Genomic DNA, 16,625 nt, shown 5'->3' with positions numbered 1-16,625 from the left:
CCTGGACTGGTACGTGGCCAACGGCCAGACCCCGGCCAACATCGACGAAGACCCGGGCGTGGTGTTCGTGCGTGGTGTGTTCGCCGAGTTCAAGCGTCGCGGTTCCAGCACCGTGGTGATGGGCGCCTCGTTCCGTTCAACTGCGCAGATCGAAGCGCTGGCTGGCTGTGATCGTCTGACAATCTCGCCGGACCTGCTGGAGAAGCTGGATGCTGATTTCGGCGAGCTGCCGCGCAAGCTGGTGGCTGGTGCCGCAGAAGCGGTGAACGTCGCTGCGATTGATGAAGCGAAGTTCGATGCGGACATGGCGGCCGATCCGATGGCTACCGAGAAGTTGGCTACCGGTATTGAGGCGTTTGCGAAGGATCTGCAGACTTTGCGTCAGCGGATTTTGGATGAGTTGGGCGGCTGAGCGGAGCTGGCCGATCAAGAAAATGCCTGAGCACTCCCTTCTCCCGCTTGCGGGAGAAGGTTGCCAAAGGCCGGATGAGGGGAGCTTTTAGAGTTTTTTGCTCTACGTGCTTTAAGAGCGCCCTCACCCCAACCCCTCTCCCGCATGCGGGAGAGGGGCTTAATCAAAATCAAAAAACGCCGAGCTCCAGCCCTGCTGCGAGCAGCGCGCCCAGCTCGCGGCCTCGCGCCAGCTGCGCCTCAGGTAACCGCTTCTCAGCAACAATCGCCTCCGCCGTCTGTGCCTGCGTACATACCAGCACCGGCTCGGCCACTTCTTTCAAACGCAAGCCCAAAGCCACCTTGCGCAACTGCGCAATCGTCGGCTGACCATCCGATCCAGCACATACCAGCAGCGCATACGGCTTGCCCTCGCAGCGCCCCAACAGCGGGTAATAGCTGCGATCAAAGAAATCCTTCATCGCCCCGCTCATCGAGGCCAATGTCTCCGGCGTGGCGAACACCACCGCATCGGCGGCAAGCACGTCGTCTGCGCCAGCATCCGCGGCGCGCAAGGCAATCACCTGCACCGCGTCACCGGTACTCTCGCGTGCGCCCTGCAGCACTGCGTCCACCATCGCCGCAGTGGCGCCGGTAAAGCTGTGCCACACCACCAGCAAACGGCGCGGTGTGGCACTCACGGCTCAGACATCCAGGCCGATCGGGCAGCTCACGCCGGTTCCGCCGATACCGCAGTAACCATTCGGATTCTTCGCCAGATACTGCTGGTGGTAATCCTCGGCGTAATAGAACGGCGGTGCCGGGAACACGATTTCGGTGGTGATCTCGCCGAAACCAGAAGCAGCCAGCTGCCGCTGGTAGGCATCACGGCTGGCAATCGCCGCGTCGTACTGTTCCTGGGTGTGGCAGTAGATCGCCGAGCGGTACTGGGTGCCGGTGTCGTTGCCCTGGCACATGCCCTGGGTAGGATTGTGGTTCTCCCAGAAGGTGCGCAGCACCGTCTCCAGCGTGACCTGTGCCGGATCAAACACCACCCGCACCACCTCGGTGTGGCCGGTGAACCCGGAACAGGCTTCTTCATAGGTAGGGTTCGGGGTAACACCGCCCTGGTAGCCCACCGCCGTGGTCACCACGCCCGGCAGCTGCCAGAACTTCCGCTCGGCGCCCCAGAAACAGCCCAGGCCCACGTCCAGCACCTGCAGCCCGTCGAAATCGGCCTGCAAGGGCTGGCCGTTGACGAAATGCTGGTTGTGCAGCGGCAGCGGCGTGTCCCGCCCCGGCAGTGCTTCTTCCGGGCGCGGCAGGCGCTGTTTGAACGCGCCGATACCCAGTATTCCCTGGCCGATTCCCAACATGTCAGCTCCTCAGGCCGGGAGGAATCCCGGCGCTTCATCGTCATCCAAGATGGGGTCAGCGGGGCCGTCGTCCAAGCCCAATGCAGCGACGATGTCCTCGGCCTCGGGCTTGGCCGAATCCGGCACGCAGACCCGCAGCACGCCAAACAAGGGCAGCTCGCCGCCCGCGCCCAGCAAGGACTCGCCGAACACGAAGGCCGGGATGCCCGCGTCCTCCAGCGCATGCTTGACCAGATGCGCGTCGAACAAGTTGTTGCTCTGGTAGATCAGCTGCATGGGATTCTCCGTTCAAACCGGCTGGCGCAAGTCATCAGTGGCCGCGACGTGCTCGCTTTCTGCCGCACCGGCCTGGCGCCACTCGCGCAGCGCCGGCAGCGCCAACAGCGCCTGCAGGTACTCGCCGGCAACGCCTTCCGCGACCACGCCATAGCCGTCAAAGCGTACCGCCACCGGTGCGAACATCGCATCGACGATGCCGAACTGGCCAAACAGGAAGTCCCCGCCCGCACCGTACTGCCGGCGCAGCTCGCTCCACAGCGCACGGATACGGTTGATATCGGCTTGGGCAGCGGCGTCCCAGCGGTAGCCATCGGGCTGGCGGCGACTGTTCATCGGCAGCTGGCTGCGCAACCCGGTGAAACCTGAATGCATTTCCGCCGCCGCTGCCCGCGCCACGGCGCGTTGGGCCAGGTCAGCCGGCCAGCCGCGTCCGCCCAGCCAGCGCTCGTTGGCGTATTCGCAGATCGCCAGCGAATCCCAGACCTGCAAATCGCCATCACGCAGCGCCGGCACCTTGCCAGTCGGCGAATGCTGCAGCACTTCGCTGGCGAAGGCCGGCGTATCCAGGGCCAGTCGTACTTCGTCGAACTCCACCCCGAAATGGCGCAGCAGCAGCCACGGGCGCAGCGACCAGGACGAGTAGTTCTTGTTGCCTATCACCAGAACGGGGCGGTCCATCGGCAAGAATCCAAAGGGCTCAAGGCCCCAGCATAGCCCTGTCCCGGCAACCACAGCCCGGCTCGGCTAAACTTGCGGTTTACTTCAATACGCTGCGTCCCCCATGTCCGAGAACACGCCTGCCGCTGCCACGCCGGAAAACGCCCCCGAAAAGCGCGATTTCATCCGTCAGATCGTCCGTGAGGACCTGTCCAGCGGCAAGCACACGGCCATCAAGACCCGCTTCCCGCCCGAGCCCAATGGCTACCTGCACATCGGCCATGCCAAGTCGATCTGCCTGAACTTCGGCATCGCCGGCGAGTTCGGCGGCGTCTGCAACCTGCGCTTCGATGACACCAACCCGGCCAAGGAAGACCCGGAGTACGTGCAGGCCATCCAGGACGACGTGCGCTGGCTGGGCTTCGAGTGGAACGAGCTGCGCCACGCCTCGGACTACTTCGACGCCTATTACCTGGCCGCGCAGAAGCTGATCCGCGACGGCAAGGCCTATGTCTGCGACCTGTCGGCCGAGGAAGTGCGTGCCTACCGCGGCTCGCTGACCGAGCCGGGCCGCCCCTCGCCGTACCGCGAGCGCAGCGTCGAGGAAAACCTGGACCTGTTCGCGCGCATGCGCGCCGGTGAGTTCGCCGATGGCGCCCGCACCGTGCGCGCCAAGATCGACATGGCCAGCGGCAACATCAACCTGCGCGACCCGGCGATCTACCGCATCAAGCACGTCGAGCACCAGAACACCGGCAATGCCTGGCCGATCTACCCGATGTATGACTTCGCGCATGCGCTGGGCGATTCGCTGGAAGGCATCACCCACTCGCTGTGCACGCTGGAATTCGAAGACCACCGCCCGCTGTACGACTGGTGCGTGGACAACGTCGACTACGCACACGACAACGCCTTGACCCAGCCGCTGGTCGACAAGGGCCTGCCGCGTGAAGCCGCCAAGCCGCGCCAGATCGAGTTCTCGCGCCTGAACATCAACTACACGGTGATGAGCAAGCGCAAGCTGATGGCGCTGGTCACCGAAAACCTGGTCGATGGCTGGGAAGACCCGCGCATGCCGACCCTGCAGGGCCTGCGTCGTCGTGGTTATACCCCGGCAGCGATGCGCCTGTTCGCCGAGCGCGTGGGTATTTCCAAGCAGAACTCGCTGATCGATTTCAGCGTGCTGGAAGGCGCCCTGCGCGAAGACCTGGACAGCGCTGCGGCACGCCGCATGGCGGTGATCGATCCGCTCAAACTGGTGCTGACCAATCTGCCGGAAGGCCACGAGGAATCGCTCAGCTTCAGCAACCACCCGAAGGACGAAAGCTTCGGCAGCCGCGACGTGCCGTTCTCGCGTGAGCTGTGGATCGAGCGCGAAGATTTCGCCGAAGTGCCGCCGAAGGGCTGGAAGCGCTTGGTACCGGGCGGCGAAGTGCGCCTGCGTGGTGCTGGCATCGCCCGCGTCGATGAAGTGATCAAGAACGACGCCGGCGAGATCGTCGAGCTGCGCGGCTGGCTGGACCCGGAATCGCGTCCTGGCATGGAAGGCGCCAACCGCAAGATCAAGGGCACCATCCATTGGGTCAGCGCCCAGCACGCGGTGGAAGCCGAAGTGCGTCTGTACGACCGCCTGTTCTCGGTTGCCAACCCGGACGATGAATCCGACGGCAAGACCTACCGCGATTACCTGAACCCGGAATCGCGCAAGGTTGTCACCGGCTACGTCGAACCGGCCGCAGCCCTGGCCGCACCGGAACAGAGCTACCAGTTCGAGCGCACCGGCTACTTCGTCGCCGATCGCCGCGACCACACGCCGGCCAAGCCGGTGTTCAACCGCAGCGTGACCCTGCGCGATACCTGGTCGGCCTGATCGGGATGGGTGGGGTTGCCGGCTGACAGCCCGGTAAACCCCCTGCTCACATGGGACGCGGCTACCATGGCCGCGTGCCCAGAACAGGATTCGCCCATGTTCCGTCTGTCACTGCTGCTCTGCCTGCTGCTTGCGATCACCGCCTGCAGCTCACCGGCCGCCACTGCGCCGGTCACCTCGCAAACGCCCGCGCCAGTCGCTGCCAGCGAACCATCAACACCTGCCAAACCTGCTGCCACGCCCGTCGTGGTCGACAGCAGTTGCAAGGTTGATGCCGATTGCACGGTGAAGAACGTCGGCAACTGCTGCGGTCAGTATCCCGCCTGCGTCAACGTCAACAGCCCCACCGACCCGGCCGGCGTACAAGCCAGCTGCCAGGCCAAGGGCATGATGAGTGTCTGTGGTTTCACCGAGATCCAGGGCTGTAGTTGCGTCAACGGCCAGTGCGCGTCAGCCGGCAGCAGCGATCCACTGCGCCAGCCAATGACAGAGAATCCCGCTGCAGTGCGCTGAGCATGCGCAATGCGCTCCGAACCTAGTCCGGGTAAGCGCAGTACACCCGGGATCGGTGACCGATCATCTGGAAGACAACTGGATCCCCTTGTCCCGGGTGCGCTGCGCTTACCCGGCTACGGTGCTGCGCCAACCAGCGAACATCCCGTCCCGCTACGCTGAGCCACGCTCAGCGCGGCTTGGGCTCGACGCTGCTGCGCCAGGCATCCAGAAACTGGCGCCGCTTGAGCGCATCCAGATACACCAGCAAGCCGGGCCCAAGCTGGATCGGCCGCCGGTTCTGGCCCGGATCGCTGTCACCGCCACCGTTGCGGATGATCGGCATCAGCCGCGCCTCGCGCGACAGCACCTGCTGGCCGCGCGCCGACAACAGGTAATCGAGGAAGCGCTTGGCTTCGCCAGGGTGCGGGCTGTAGCGCGGAATCACCGCCGTGCGCAGCACCACCAGCGTGTAGTCCTCGGGTTCGACAATGCCCAAGGGCGCACCGGCATCGATACGCGCCTGCGCGTAGGAACCCAACACGTTGTAAACCAGCGACAGCTTGCCGCTGCTGACCTGGTCCAACAGCACGCCGGTACGCTCCTCGCGCACCACGCCGTTGTCACCCAATGCGCCCAGCAAGGCGCCAGCGATGCTGCCGCGCTGCGCGTCCTGGGTCGCCAGCAGATAACCGACACTGCTGCGTTCGATATCGTAGGTGCCGACCTTGCCACGCAGCGGTGTGCCTTCGGCACGCAGCAGATCCAGCAGCTGGCGGCGCGTGTGCGGCACGTTTGCCGCGGGCAATGCACGCGTGTTGTAGACCATTGCCACCGGTTCGTAGCTGATGCCGAAGGCTTCATTGCGCCACTTCGCCCAGGAAGGCACGGCTTCGGTCTGCGGCGAACGATGCGGCAATGCGTGGCCATCGTTGACCAGCTTGGTCTGCAGATCCATGCCGCTGGAAATCAGCAGATCGGGCGTGCGCGCGCTGTTGCGGTCGCGCAGGAAACGCGCGTACAGGTCCTGGGTGATGATGTCTTCGTAGACGACTTCCGTGCCCGGATGCAGGCGCTGGTAGTCGGCGATCACTACCGCAAAAACTTCGATATCGGTGGTGCCGTGGATGCGCAGCTGTTCAGTCGCCACGCCTTGTGCGGGGAAACGCTGTACATCACCCGGCGCAGCGCGCAATGACGGTGCCAGCAGCAGGCCCAACAACAGGATCAACAAGCGGCTCATGCGGCATGCCTTGGCAGATGGATGGTGGCGACCAGGCCGCCTTCGGGTCGATTGCTCAGGTCGATGCTACCGCCATGACTTTCAACCACCCGCTTGACGATGGCCAGGCCCAGGCCGGCACCACCGGCAGGCGCGTTCTCACCACGCCCGAAGCGCTCGAACACGCGTTCGGCATCGGCGGCGCTGATCCCGGGACCATGGTCGGCGATGGTCAATACCGCCTGCGTGTCCTGCACGGTCAGGGCGATCTGCAGCGGGCCATCGCCGCCGTATTTCACCGCGTTGTCGATCAGGTTCTTGATCGCCTCGCGCAACAGCAGGGCGTCGCCGTTGACCTGCACCGCGCCGGTGGTGATCGCCAACTGCACGCGTGGTGCCGGGCCTGCCTGCGGCAAGGCTTCATGCAAGGCCTGATGCACGGTTTCAACAAGATCCAGCGGCGCGAAGCGCTGCAGGTTGGAGCGGTGGATCACGCTGGCATCGCTGAGCAGCTGGTTGAGCAGGCGACTCATATGGGTGGCATTGCGCTCGATCGCACGTAGGCTGCGCTGCATGTCCTCGGGTTCTTCTTCGTCCAAGGCCAGCTGTGCCTGCGCACGCAATGCCGCCAGCGGTGTGCGCATCTGGTGCGCGGCCTCGGCCATGAACGCACGCAGGGTTTCGTTGCTGCTGGACAGGCGTTCCATGAAGCGGTTCAAGGCAGCGACCATCTGGTTCATCTCGCGCGGCACATGCGAGTCCAGCGGCTTCAGGTCGGAGGGCTCACGCCGTGACAGCTCACGCTCCAGGCGCACCAGTGGACGGAACGCGCGATGCACGCCGAAGGCCACCAGCGCCAGCAACAAGGCCGACAACACGCCGATGGCGATCAGCGCGCGGTTGACCATTTCCTGCGCAAGCTCGGCGCGTGCGCGACGGGTCTGACCAACCTGCACCTGCACTTCACCCTGCGCGGAGGCGGCGGCAAAGCTGCGCTTGACCACCACGAAGCGCACCGTCTCGCCACTGTAGTCGGCATCGAACAACTGCGGCTGGTTGCCACTCCTGCGCGGTGCCTGGGGAAGATCCTCGTAGCCGGTGATGGTGCGGCCACGACTATCAGCCACGCGATAGAACACGCGGTCTTCTTCCGCCATCGACAGCAGGTCCAGGGCCGCATACGGCAGATCCACCTGCCATTGCCCATCCACCAATGCCACCGAATCGGCGATGGAAAGCGCCGAAGACACCAGCAGATGGTCGTAGGAGCGATTCGCCGCACGCTGCCCGTAGTCGCGCGCGGCGAACAGCAAGGCCACCGCGAACACCGCCAGCAAGGCGCCCAGATACAGCATCAAGGTGCGCCGCAATGAACCGGAGGTGCGGACCTCAGCCGTCGCCATCAGTACCGCCGTCACTGGCTTCCAACATGTACCCCACGCCGCGCACGGTGGTGATGCGCACTGGCGCAGCCGCCAGCTTCTTGCGCAACCGTCCGATATACAGCTCGATGGCATTCGGCCCGGCTTCGTCATCGAAGCCGAACAAGCCCTTGGCGATCTCATCCTTGCCGACGACCTGACCGAGCCGCCCGACCAGGATCTCCAGCAGACGGAACTCACGGTTCGGCAGTTCGATCACTTCGCCGTCAAGGCTGACCCGGTGCGCGGCATTGTCGAACTGGAAGCTGCCGATCTGCACCACTTCGCTGGCCTGACCCCGGCCGCGACGCAGCAGCACCCGGCAACGGGCTTCGAATTCGCGGAAATCGAAGGGCTTGCCCAGATAGTCGTCAGCGCCAACATCCAGTGCCTGCACGCGATCCTCGATGCCATCGCGGGCGGTCAGCATCAGTACCGGTGTGCTGTCGCCGCGTTCGCGCATGCCCGCCAGCACGCGCAGGCCATCGAGCTTGGGAAGACCAATATCCAGCACCACCAGATCAAAGCTCTGGTAGCGCAGCACGCTGGCTGCGCCCATGCCGTCGGCCTGCCAATCCACCGCGTGGCCGTTACGGCGCATGCGACGGATAATGGCATCGGCCAGGTCCGCATTGTCTTCAACCAGCAGCAGGCGCATCGCAGGGGAATGTGGCGGGAAGGCGCGAATGCTAACGCGGAAGCCGCGAAGACGCAGTCCCGGTGCACATTGCTGCGCCGCACAAACCCCTGACAGGCGGATGACAGCTAGTCCCCTCCAGACTGCGGCCACGCACCAGCAGGTGCCCATGTTTGCCGCGCGCCTGGCGCGCACCTGGGAGGGTTTGTGGAACTGAGTGTTTTCCAAAAGCGCAGCCTCGCTGCCGCTGTCCTGCTGAGCCTGTGCGCTCCAGCGCTGGCCGCAGAAGACGAAGGTCCGGTGACTGCCACCATCGGCGGCCGCCTGCATCTGGATTTCGCCAGCTTCGACAATGACCACCGTGGTACCCCGAACAAGGACGACACCGAGATCCGTCGCGCCTGGCTGGATGTGTCCGGCAAGTTCTTCGTCGTCGACTACAAGCTGGAAGCTGACTTCTCCGGCGACCGCCCCGAGGCCAAGGACGTCTACGTCAGCCGCAGCTTCGGCGATGCCGGCCGCCTGACCGTCGGCCAGTTCAAGCAGTATTACTCGCTGGACGACCGCACCGGCTCCAACTACGGCAGCTTCCTGGAGCGCGGCAACGCCGGCACCAGCCTTGCCCCGCTGTACCGCCTCGGCGCGTCCTGGCAGGCCAACCCTGGCGACATGACCTGGGCGGCCAGCGTCTACAGTCTGGAAAGCATCGATGCCTGGCAGGTGAAAGGCCGCGCTGCTGGTGGCCGCGTTACCTGGGCGCCGAGCCCGGCCGCTGGCGACGTGCTGCACCTGGGCTTGTCGCTGGCCCGCGAGGCCTATGACAACCCCGGTGTGAATGGCGTGCCGGCGTTGCGTATCCGCCCGCGCCCGGCCGGCCATCTGTCCGATGAAAGTCGTCTGACCCTGGTCGACTTCTCGGCCGGCCGCGATACCGACGTCAACAAGTGGTCGCTGGAATACGCGCAGGTGCGCGGCCCGCTGTCATGGCAGGGCGAATTCAGCGGTGCCACCTTCGACGATGGCGCGCAGCGCGGTGAAGTGATGGCGGCTTACGGCATGCTCAGCTGGTTCGTCACCGGCGAGTCGCGCAGCTACGACCGCAAGACCGGCCGCTTCGCCCGCATCAAGGACATCCGCCACAAGCCCGGCGCGTTCGAAGTCGCGCTGCGCTACGACCAGATGCGCGGCAACCAGCACCTTGATGGCCAGCCTGATCTGCGCAACGGCAGCACCGAAGCCTGGACCCTGGCCGGCAACTGGTACCTGCGCGACAACCTGCGCTTCATGCTCAACCTGATCGACAGCCGCAACCGCAACCGCCTGACCGATACCACCGTGGACCACACCCGCGCGGTCACCGGCCGCCTGCAGTTCGATTTCTAAACACCTCTTCCCCGTCCTGTCTCTACTAGGAGTCTGCAGATGATGCTGACCATCCTCGGCTTCGGCATGGTCCTGACGTTCATGTATCTCATCATGAGCAAACGACTGTCGCCGCTGGTCGCCCTGATTACCGTTCCCATCGTGTTCGCCCTGATCGGCGGCTTCGGTGCCGGCCTCGATGAGATGATGCTCGACGGCATCAAGAAGATCGCGCCGACCGGCGTGATGCTGATGTTCGCCATCCTCTACTTCGGGGTAATGATCGACGCCGGCCTGTTCGATCCGCTGGTGCGCATCATCCTGCGCATCGTCAAGGGCGATCCGCTGAAGATCGTGATGGGCACCGCGGTGCTGGCGATGCTGATCTCGCTCGACGGCGACGGCTCCACCACCTACATGATCACCGTGTCGGCGATGCTGCCGCTGTACCGTCGCCTGGGCATGAACGCGCTGAGCATGACCTGCGTGACCATCCTCGCCGGTGGCGTGATGAACCTCACCCCGTGGGGCGGCCCGACTGCGCGTGCGGCCACTGCGCTGCATGTGGATCCAGCCGATGTGTTCGTGCCGCTGATTCCGGCGATGGTGCTGGCCTGCGCCGGCATCCTCGCACTGGCCTGGTACCTGGGCATGAAGGAACGCCGTCGTCTTGGCGTGGTCGCCCTGCCGCACGGCGGCTCGTGGATGGACGCCAGTGTTTCCGATGACAGCGATGCGCTGCCGACGGTGGAAGATGCCGAAGACACCAAGCGGCCGAAGCTGCTGTGGGTCAACTTCGCCCTGACCCTGGCATTGATGGCGGCGCTGGTGATCGGCCTGCTGCCGATGCCGGTGCTGTTCATGGTCGGCTTCGCGATTGCACTGGTGATCAACTACCCGAACCTGGCCGAGCAACGCCGTCGCGTGGTCAACCACGCCGGCAATGTGTTGTCGGTGGTATCGCTGATCTTCGCCGCGGGCATCTTCACCGGCATCCTGTCCAACACCGGCATGGTCGAGGCGATGTCGCGCGGCTTCCTGTCGGTGATTCCGGAAGCCTGGGGGCCGTACCTGGCGGTGATCACCGCCGTGGCATCGATGCCCTTCACTTTCTTCATGTCCAATGACGCCTTCTATTTCGGCGTGCTGCCGATCCTGTCCGAAGCGGCGGGTCACTACGGCATCACCCCGGTGGAAATGGCGCGCGCTTCGCTGGCCGGTCAGCCGGTGCATCTGCTCAGCCCCTTGGTGCCCTCGACCTATCTGCTGGTAGGCCTGGCCAAGGTGGACTTCGCCGACCACCAGAAGTTCACCCTGAAGTGGGCGGTGCTCATTTCCATGATCCTGATGGCCGGCAGCCTGCTGTTCGCACTGTATCCATTGGCCGCCTGAGCGGCACCAACCTGACGCATTGGAGAGCACCATGACGCTACGTATCGCTTACGTCACCAGTGGCATGGGCAGTGTAGGCACTGCCATCTGCCAGACCCTGGCCCGCGCTGGCCACACCGTAGTGGCGGGCTGCGCGCCGGACTCACCGCGCAAGGCCAACTGGATCCGCGAGCAACGCGAACTCGGCTTTGATTTCATCGTGTCCGAAGGCAATGCCGCTGACTGGGATTCCACCACCGCTGCGTTCGCCAAGGTGCGTGCGGAAGTGGGCGAAGTGGATGTGCTGGTCAACAACTCCGGCGGTAGCCGCGACATGTTGTTCCGGCAGATGAGCACCGAAGACTGGAACGCGGTGATCGCCTCCAACCTCAACACTTTGTTCAACCTCAGCAAGCAGGTGGTTGATGGCATGACCAACCAGAACTGGGGCCGCATCATCAACATCGGCTCGGTCAGCGCGCAGAAGGGCCAGATCGGCCAGGTCAACTACGCAACGGCCAAGGCCGCGATGCACGGCTTCAGTCGTGCGCTGGCCGCGGAAGTCGCGGCGCGCGGCGTCACCGTCAACACCATTTCGCCGGGCTACATCGCCAGCCAGGCGATCAGCAGCTTCCCGCCGGATGTGCTGGACCGCTTGGCGGCTTCGGTGCCGATCCGCCGCCTTGGCAAGCCCGAGGAAGTGGCCTCTCTGTGCGCATGGCTTGCCAGCGATGATGCGGCGTATGTGACCGGCGCTGATTATCCGGTCAACGGTGGCCTCTACATGGGTTGATGCAGCGGTCCATGGATGCAACAACGAACGCCGCGCATTGTCGCGGCGTTTTCTTTGCGCCCACCGTCACCATGCTCGCAATGAACAGTCGATTCGAGCCCGGTCAAACGGGAATCACGTCACCAATACTGTGCAAAGCAACGTAATTGGATGACACCGTAAACGGGGTTTAACAAAACACCGACACCCTTCCGTTACCGGCGCGCGCCGGCCCTCCCACGGAACGGTAGACCATGATTTCCAAACGCCTCAGCCTCGCCATCACGCTTGCCCTGTGCACCAGCCACGCCTACGCCGAAGCAGACTCCGCCGACAGCGCCTCCGCGCAGACGCTGGACACCATCTCGGTGATCGGCCAGGGCCAGACCCGCCAGGTGCAACGCATCGGTGAAGTCGACAAGCAGGTGTTGCCGCCGGGCAGCAGCGGCCAGAAGATCCTTGATCGCCTGCCCGGTGTCTCCGTGCAGTCGAACGACGCCTTCGGTGCCAACGAAGAATCGCAGACCATCAGCCTGCGCGGCTTCGACAAGACTCGCCTGGGCTATACGCTCGATGGCATCCCGCTCGGCGACAACAGCTATGGCAACTACAACGGCCTGAGCATCGCCCGAGCCATCATCGCCGAGAACCTGGGCGGCGCCGAGTTGTCACAGGGCATCGGCTCGCTGGGCGTGGCCTCGACCAGCAACCTCGGCGGTGCCATCCAGTACTTCTCGCAGGATCCGTCCACCGTATTCGGTGGCCGCGCCAGTGTCACCGTTGGCGATGACAACCAGCGCCGCGGCTACCTGCGCGTGGATACCGGCGATCTGAATGGCTTCTCGGCCTATGTCTCCGGCGTGCACCAGGACGCCGACATGTGGGCCGCACCGCACCAGAACCAGACCACCCGCCAGTTCAACGCCAAGGCGGTGTGGAACGTGGGTGATCACCGTTTCGGCGCCTTCGTTGCCACCTCGCGGGCAAGCCAGGCCAACTACGCCTATCTGTCCAAGAGCATGCTGCAGCGTGGGCTGGGCTACGACTGGAACATCTACGCGCCGGATTGGGACCGCGCCGTCGCCGCTGCATACTGCGCGCCAGCGACCTTCGACGCCACGCGCTGCGCCTTCACTGGCGGCGTCAACAGCATCGACGATGCGTACTACCAGAGCCGCGCGTTGCGCGATGACAATCTGTATTCGCTCGATGCCAGCCTGCATCTCGGTGACGAACTCAACCTCAAGCTGCTTGCCTACCACCATGACAATCGTGGCCAGGGCCACTGGTGGGCACCGGGCCAGCCCTCGTACCCGGGCACCGACCGCATGCTGCCGATCTCGATCCGCAGCACCAACTACACGATTGATCGCCAGGGCCTGACCGCTGCGCTGTCGTGGAACGTCGGCATCCATGAGCTGGAAGCCGGCCTGTGGTTCGAGCAGAACGACCACAACGTCGAGCGCAACTTCTACTACATCGACGGCCCGTTCCTCGACGACACCTACCTCAAGAACCCGGACCGTCGCCTGTTCGACCAGGACTTCGACATCCGCACGCGGCAATTCTATGTGCAGGACCGCATGCGCTTCCTCGACCAGCGCCTGACCGTGGATATCGGCATCAAGAGCCCGAACACCCGCATGCGTGCAACCGCCAAACCCGGCACAGAGCAGAAGCTCGCGTCGGGCACGCTGACCGCCAAGGAATCGCTGCTGCCGCAGTTGGGTGTCGGCTTCAAGCTCAATGCCAACAACGAGCTGTTCGCCTCCTATGCCGAGAACATCGCCGCCTTCGTCGGCGGCGGCAGCGGCGGCCCGCTGCAGGTTTCGCCGGAGTCGTTTGCCGCCAGCGCCGGCCTGGAACCGGAGAAGTCCAAGACCTTCGAGGCCGGTTTCCGCAGCTTCGGCAGCAGGTACCAGGCTTCATTGGCTGCGTACCACGTGATGTTCGACAATCGCCTGCTCTCGCTCAACCCCTGCACCAGCATCGAAGTCGGTACGCGACCGGAGTGCATCACCCGCTTCATCAACGTCGGCTCGGTGAAGAGTCAGGGCGCGGAACTGACCTTCATCCTCAAGCCGACGCAGGGCCTGCAGTGGTACAACGCGCTGTCCTGGAACAAGACCACTTACGAGGACGACTACATCTCCGGCGGTGCGATCGTGCCGGTGGCCGGCAAGATCACCGTCGATACGCCACAGCGCATGGCCTCCAGCGAGCTGAGCTGGAACCGTGACGGCTGGTTCGCCAGCCTGCGCGGCAAGTACACCGGCAAGCGCTACTACACCTATACCAACGACCAGTCGGTACCGGGCGTGACCACCTTCGACGCCGGCGGCGGTTACAGCTTCGGCCCCGGCCTGGGCCTGCAGAACGTCAAGGTGTCCTTGAACGTCACCAACCTGACCAACAAGCGCTACGCCGGCCAGCTCAGCTCGTTCGCTCCGACCGACCCCACCGGCACCCGCTATTCCATCCACGCCAGCGCCCCGCGGCAGATCTTCATGACGGTGGGCGCGGAGTTCTAAGCCTTTGGCTCCTTCCCTTTGGCCAACGGCCAAGGGGAGGGCTGGGGAGGGGTGCTTTTCGCGCCAACCGCAAACCCCGAAGCAAAAGGCCAACCCCTCCCCAGCCCTCCCCTTCGCTGCGCGAAAGGGAGGGGGCTTAGTGCGGCTCCGCTCCAGTTCCGCGCGCGCGGCTGATCCCCACACCTGAACAAGCCCCACCAGCAAGCCCGCCCCAGCGCCCCAGTCCGCTAAACTGACCGCCGTTTTTTGCCACAACGCCGGTCATCATCATGCTGCACGCTCAGGTTCACCTCACCCTCCCCGTCTGGATCCACGACGCCGTCGACTGCGACCGCGCCTATACCAGCGATGCGGACAAGGTAGCGCTGGCCATCGAGCTGTCGCGACTGAACGTTGAACACGCCAGTGGCGGCCCGTTTGGTGCGGTGGTATTCGGCCCCGACCACAAGGTGATCGCCGCCGCGGTGAACCGCGTGGTGCCGCATGCCACCTCGTTGGCACATGCCGAAAACATGGCCTATATGCTGGCCCAGCAGAAGCTCAACACCCCGCGCCTGAACGCGCTGCTATCGCCGATCACCCTGGCTACGTCCTCACAGCCCTGCTGCCAGTGCTACGGCGCCACCGTCTGGGCCGGCATCGACCGCCTGCTGATCGGCGCCTGCGCCGCCGACGTGGAAGAACTCACCCCGTTCGATGAAGGCCCGCTGCCTGCCGATTGGGCCGGTGAGCTGAACAAGCGCGGCATCGAAGTCGTGCAAGGCATCAACCGCGACGACGCCCGCGCCGTGCTGCACAGCTACGGCAAGAACGACGGCGCACGCTACTGATCAAAAGCCCCTCTCCCTCCGGGAGAGGGGTTGGGGTGAGGGTCCGGCAGTTCTCATGCAGTCTGCTACCGAAGCGTCACCTACCCTCATCCGCCCTGCGGGCACCTTCTCCCGGCGGGAGAAGGAAAGCCCCACCCGCTCCACACCAAGGATTTCCATGACTGGCCTGCTCTGCTACTGCCGCCAAGGCTTTGAACCGGAACTGGCCGGCGAACTGAACGACCGTGCAGGCCATGCCGGCATTGCCGGTTACGCCCGTACCCAGCGCAACGATGGCTACGTGGTGTTCGTCACCGATGAGGCCGAAGCGCTGGACCAGCGTCTGCCCTGGCGCGAGCTGATCTTCGCCCGCCAGAAGCTGCGGATTCTCGCCGAGCTGCCACAGCTCGATGCCACGGACCGCATCACCCCGATCATTGCCGCGCTGGAAGGCCAGCAACGGTTTGGTGATCTGTGGGTCGAGCATCCCGATTCGGACGCCGGCAAACCGCTGGCCGGCCTGGCCCGCGCCTTCGGCAATGCGTTGCGCCCGGCGCTGCGCAAAGGCGGCCTGCTCACCGACAAGCCCAACGGCAAACTGCCGCGCCTGCATGTGGTGTTCGTCGATGGTACGCATGCCTTTGTCTGCGTCTCCGATACCCGCGACAGCGCACCGTGGCTGCTGGGTATTCCGCGCTTGAAGCTGCTGCCGGATGCACCCTCGCGTTCGGCCTTGAAGCTGGAAGAAGCCTTCATGACCCTGCTCACGCCGGAAGAACGCGAAGCGCTGGTAGTGCCCGGCATGCGCGCGGCCGATCTGGGCGCGGCACCCGGCGGCTGGACCTGGGTACTGACCCGCCAGCACCTGCATGTCAGCAGCATCGACAACGGCCCGCTGCGCCAGCATGTACTGGATACCGGTCTGGTCGAGCACCTGCGCGCCGACGGTTTCCATTGGCAACCGGAAACGCCGCTGGACTGGATGGTCTGCGACATGGTCGAACAGCCGCGCCGCGTGGCCGAGCGCATGGGCACCTGGCTGCGCGAAGGCTGGTGCAAGCACGCCATCTTCAACCTGAAGCTGCCGATGAAGAAGCGCTGGGATGAGACGCGCCTGTGCCTGGATCTGTTTGCCGAAAAGGCAGACAAGCCGCTGACGATCCGCGCCAAGCAGCTGTACCACGACCGCGAGGAAATCACCGTGTTCGTGACCCCGCGGCCCAAAGGCTCTTGATTCGAAGCCCCGCTCTAGATTGAAAGCCCCTCTCCCGTTCACGGGAGAGGGGTTGGGGTGAGGGCAGCTTTTGCCTGCACTTCCAGCCGGAGCAACCCCTGTAGTGGGGGGGGGGGGGGGGGGGGGGGGGGGGGCGGGTGGTGAGGGAGGGTGGCCGACGCGGGGGGCGCCGGAGTTTGGCGGGTACGGGCGGCCGCTGCGC

16 protein-coding genes are annotated in these 16,625 nt (G+C 64.7%); 9 read left to right on the top strand and 7 right to left on the bottom strand.

The window, feature by feature from the left end:
• Nucleotides 1–412 (top strand): transaldolase family protein (locus tag AC1VWL_RS17495; protein ID WP_482987521.1); only part of this gene is annotated, 412 nt, incomplete at its 5' end.
• Between the two features lie 169 nt (nt 413–581).
• Here the strand turns inward: AC1VWL_RS17495 and AC1VWL_RS17490 are convergent.
• From AC1VWL_RS17490 to AC1VWL_RS17475, 4 genes are read right to left on the bottom strand one after another with little or no spacing between them, the layout of a single operon-like run.
• Nucleotides 582–1,091, bottom strand: a complete 510-nt coding sequence (locus AC1VWL_RS17490) for a flavodoxin family protein (RefSeq protein ID WP_482987520.1) — start codon at nt 1,089–1,091, stop codon at nt 582–584.
• Nucleotides 1,092–1,094: 3 nt separating this feature from the next.
• Nucleotides 1,095–1,745, bottom strand: a complete 651-nt coding sequence (msrA, locus tag AC1VWL_RS17485) for a peptide-methionine (S)-S-oxide reductase MsrA (RefSeq protein ID WP_482987524.1) — start codon at nt 1,743–1,745, stop codon at nt 1,095–1,097.
• Nucleotides 1,746–1,775: 30 nt separating this feature from the next.
• The gene (locus tag AC1VWL_RS17480) at nt 1,776–2,042 is read right to left on the bottom strand and encodes a putative signal transducing protein (RefSeq protein WP_303748980.1); all 267 of its coding nucleotides are present in this window, start codon (nt 2,040–2,042) and stop codon (nt 1,776–1,778) included.
• Nucleotides 2,043–2,054: 12 nt separating this feature from the next.
• Nucleotides 2,055–2,723: a glutathione S-transferase family protein gene (locus tag AC1VWL_RS17475; RefSeq protein ID WP_482987519.1), complete on the bottom strand. Its 669-nt coding sequence runs from the start codon at nt 2,721–2,723 to the stop codon at nt 2,055–2,057.
• A 103-nt stretch (nt 2,724–2,826) separates the two neighbouring features.
• Between AC1VWL_RS17475 and AC1VWL_RS17470 the strand changes: the two genes are divergently transcribed.
• Nucleotides 2,827–4,572 (top strand): glutamine--tRNA ligase/YqeY domain fusion protein, encoded by a 1,746-nt coding sequence (locus AC1VWL_RS17470; RefSeq protein WP_482987518.1) that lies wholly within the window; start codon nt 2,827–2,829, stop codon nt 4,570–4,572.
• Between the two features lie 96 nt (nt 4,573–4,668).
• Nucleotides 4,669–5,085: a hypothetical protein gene (locus AC1VWL_RS17465; RefSeq protein WP_482987517.1), complete on the top strand. Its 417-nt coding sequence runs from the start codon at nt 4,669–4,671 to the stop codon at nt 5,083–5,085.
• A 169-nt stretch (nt 5,086–5,254) separates the two neighbouring features.
• Here the strand turns inward: AC1VWL_RS17465 and AC1VWL_RS17460 are convergent, their stop codons facing one another.
• From AC1VWL_RS17460 to AC1VWL_RS17450, 3 genes are read right to left on the bottom strand one after another with little or no spacing between them, the layout of a single operon-like run.
• Nucleotides 5,255–6,307, bottom strand: a complete 1,053-nt coding sequence (locus AC1VWL_RS17460) for an ABC transporter substrate-binding protein (RefSeq protein WP_482987516.1) — start codon at nt 6,305–6,307, stop codon at nt 5,255–5,257.
• On the bottom strand, nt 6,304–7,689 hold the full coding sequence (locus AC1VWL_RS17455) for a sensor histidine kinase N-terminal domain-containing protein (protein ID WP_482987523.1): 1,386 nt from the start codon (nt 7,687–7,689) through the stop codon (nt 6,304–6,306). Before AC1VWL_RS17455 ends, AC1VWL_RS17460 begins: the two co-directional genes overlap by 4 nt.
• Nucleotides 7,676–8,365 carry a response regulator gene (locus AC1VWL_RS17450; protein WP_482987515.1) on the bottom strand — a complete coding sequence of 230 codons (690 nt, stop codon included), beginning with the start codon at nt 8,363–8,365 and terminating at the stop codon, nt 7,676–7,678. Before AC1VWL_RS17450 ends, AC1VWL_RS17455 begins: the two co-directional genes overlap by 14 nt.
• Nucleotides 8,366–8,551: 186 nt before the next feature.
• On the opposite strand from AC1VWL_RS17450, the gene AC1VWL_RS17445 reads away from it, so the two are divergent.
• The 6 genes from AC1VWL_RS17445 to rlmM all read left to right on the top strand — a co-directional run bounded on the left by AC1VWL_RS17445 (nt 8,552) and on the right by rlmM (nt 16,423).
• Nucleotides 8,552–9,727, top strand: a complete 1,176-nt coding sequence (locus tag AC1VWL_RS17445) for an OprO/OprP family phosphate-selective porin (RefSeq protein ID WP_482987514.1) — start codon at nt 8,552–8,554, stop codon at nt 9,725–9,727.
• Nucleotides 9,728–9,769: 42 nt separating this feature from the next.
• On the top strand, nt 9,770–11,098 hold the full coding sequence (locus AC1VWL_RS17440; RefSeq protein WP_482987522.1) for a CitMHS family transporter: 1,329 nt from the start codon (nt 9,770–9,772) through the stop codon (nt 11,096–11,098).
• Nucleotides 11,099–11,129: 31 nt separating this feature from the next.
• Complete coding sequence (phbB, locus tag AC1VWL_RS17435) at nt 11,130–11,870, top strand: acetoacetyl-CoA reductase (protein WP_482987513.1); 741 nt, start codon at nt 11,130–11,132, stop codon at nt 11,868–11,870.
• A 233-nt stretch (nt 11,871–12,103) separates the two neighbouring features.
• On the top strand, nt 12,104–14,380 hold the full coding sequence (locus AC1VWL_RS17430; protein ID WP_482987512.1) for a TonB-dependent receptor: 2,277 nt from the start codon (nt 12,104–12,106) through the stop codon (nt 14,378–14,380).
• Nucleotides 14,381–14,649: 269 nt separating this feature from the next.
• The gene (locus AC1VWL_RS17425; RefSeq protein WP_481532396.1) at nt 14,650–15,210 is read left to right on the top strand and encodes a nucleoside deaminase; all 561 of its coding nucleotides are present in this window, start codon (nt 14,650–14,652) and stop codon (nt 15,208–15,210) included.
• A gap of 157 nt (nt 15,211–15,367) precedes the next feature.
• Complete coding sequence (gene rlmM, locus AC1VWL_RS17420; RefSeq protein ID WP_482987511.1) at nt 15,368–16,423, top strand: 23S rRNA (cytidine(2498)-2'-O)-methyltransferase RlmM; 1,056 nt, start codon at nt 15,368–15,370, stop codon at nt 16,421–16,423.
• Nucleotides 16,424–16,625 lie beyond the last annotated feature (202 nt).

The organism is Stenotrophomonas sp. STEN063, assembly GCF_056854515.1.
The sequence above is the reverse complement of the archived record's forward strand: the minus strand, read 5'-3'. Positions and strand labels throughout refer to the sequence as shown.

Bases quoted from the DNA above. Each gene is read 5' to 3' on its own strand.
- AC1VWL_RS17440 (WP_482987522.1), top strand. From the start codon at position 9,770: ATGCTGACCATCCTCGGCTTCGGCATGGTCCTGACGTTCATGTATCTC.
- AC1VWL_RS17470 (WP_482987518.1), top strand. From the start codon at position 2,827: ATGTCCGAGAACACGCCTGCCGCTGCCACGCCGGAAAACGCCCCCGAA.
- AC1VWL_RS17450 (WP_482987515.1), bottom strand. From the start codon at position 8,365: ATGCGCCTGCTGCTGGTTGAAGACAATGCGGACCTGGCCGATGCCATT.
- AC1VWL_RS17425 (WP_481532396.1), top strand. From the start codon at position 14,650: ATGCTGCACGCTCAGGTTCACCTCACCCTCCCCGTCTGGATCCACGAC.
- AC1VWL_RS17455 (WP_482987523.1), bottom strand. From the start codon at position 7,689: ATGGCGACGGCTGAGGTCCGCACCTCCGGTTCATTGCGGCGCACCTTG.
- rlmM (WP_482987511.1), top strand. From the start codon at position 15,368: ATGACTGGCCTGCTCTGCTACTGCCGCCAAGGCTTTGAACCGGAACTG.
- AC1VWL_RS17475 (WP_482987519.1), bottom strand. From the start codon at position 2,723: ATGGACCGCCCCGTTCTGGTGATAGGCAACAAGAACTACTCGTCCTGG.
- phbB (WP_482987513.1), top strand. From the start codon at position 11,130: ATGACGCTACGTATCGCTTACGTCACCAGTGGCATGGGCAGTGTAGGC.
- AC1VWL_RS17480 (WP_303748980.1), bottom strand. From the start codon at position 2,042: ATGCAGCTGATCTACCAGAGCAACAACTTGTTCGACGCGCATCTGGTC.
- AC1VWL_RS17465 (WP_482987517.1), top strand. From the start codon at position 4,669: ATGTTCCGTCTGTCACTGCTGCTCTGCCTGCTGCTTGCGATCACCGCC.
- AC1VWL_RS17460 (WP_482987516.1), bottom strand. From the start codon at position 6,307: ATGAGCCGCTTGTTGATCCTGTTGTTGGGCCTGCTGCTGGCACCGTCA.
- AC1VWL_RS17430 (WP_482987512.1), top strand. From the start codon at position 12,104: ATGATTTCCAAACGCCTCAGCCTCGCCATCACGCTTGCCCTGTGCACC.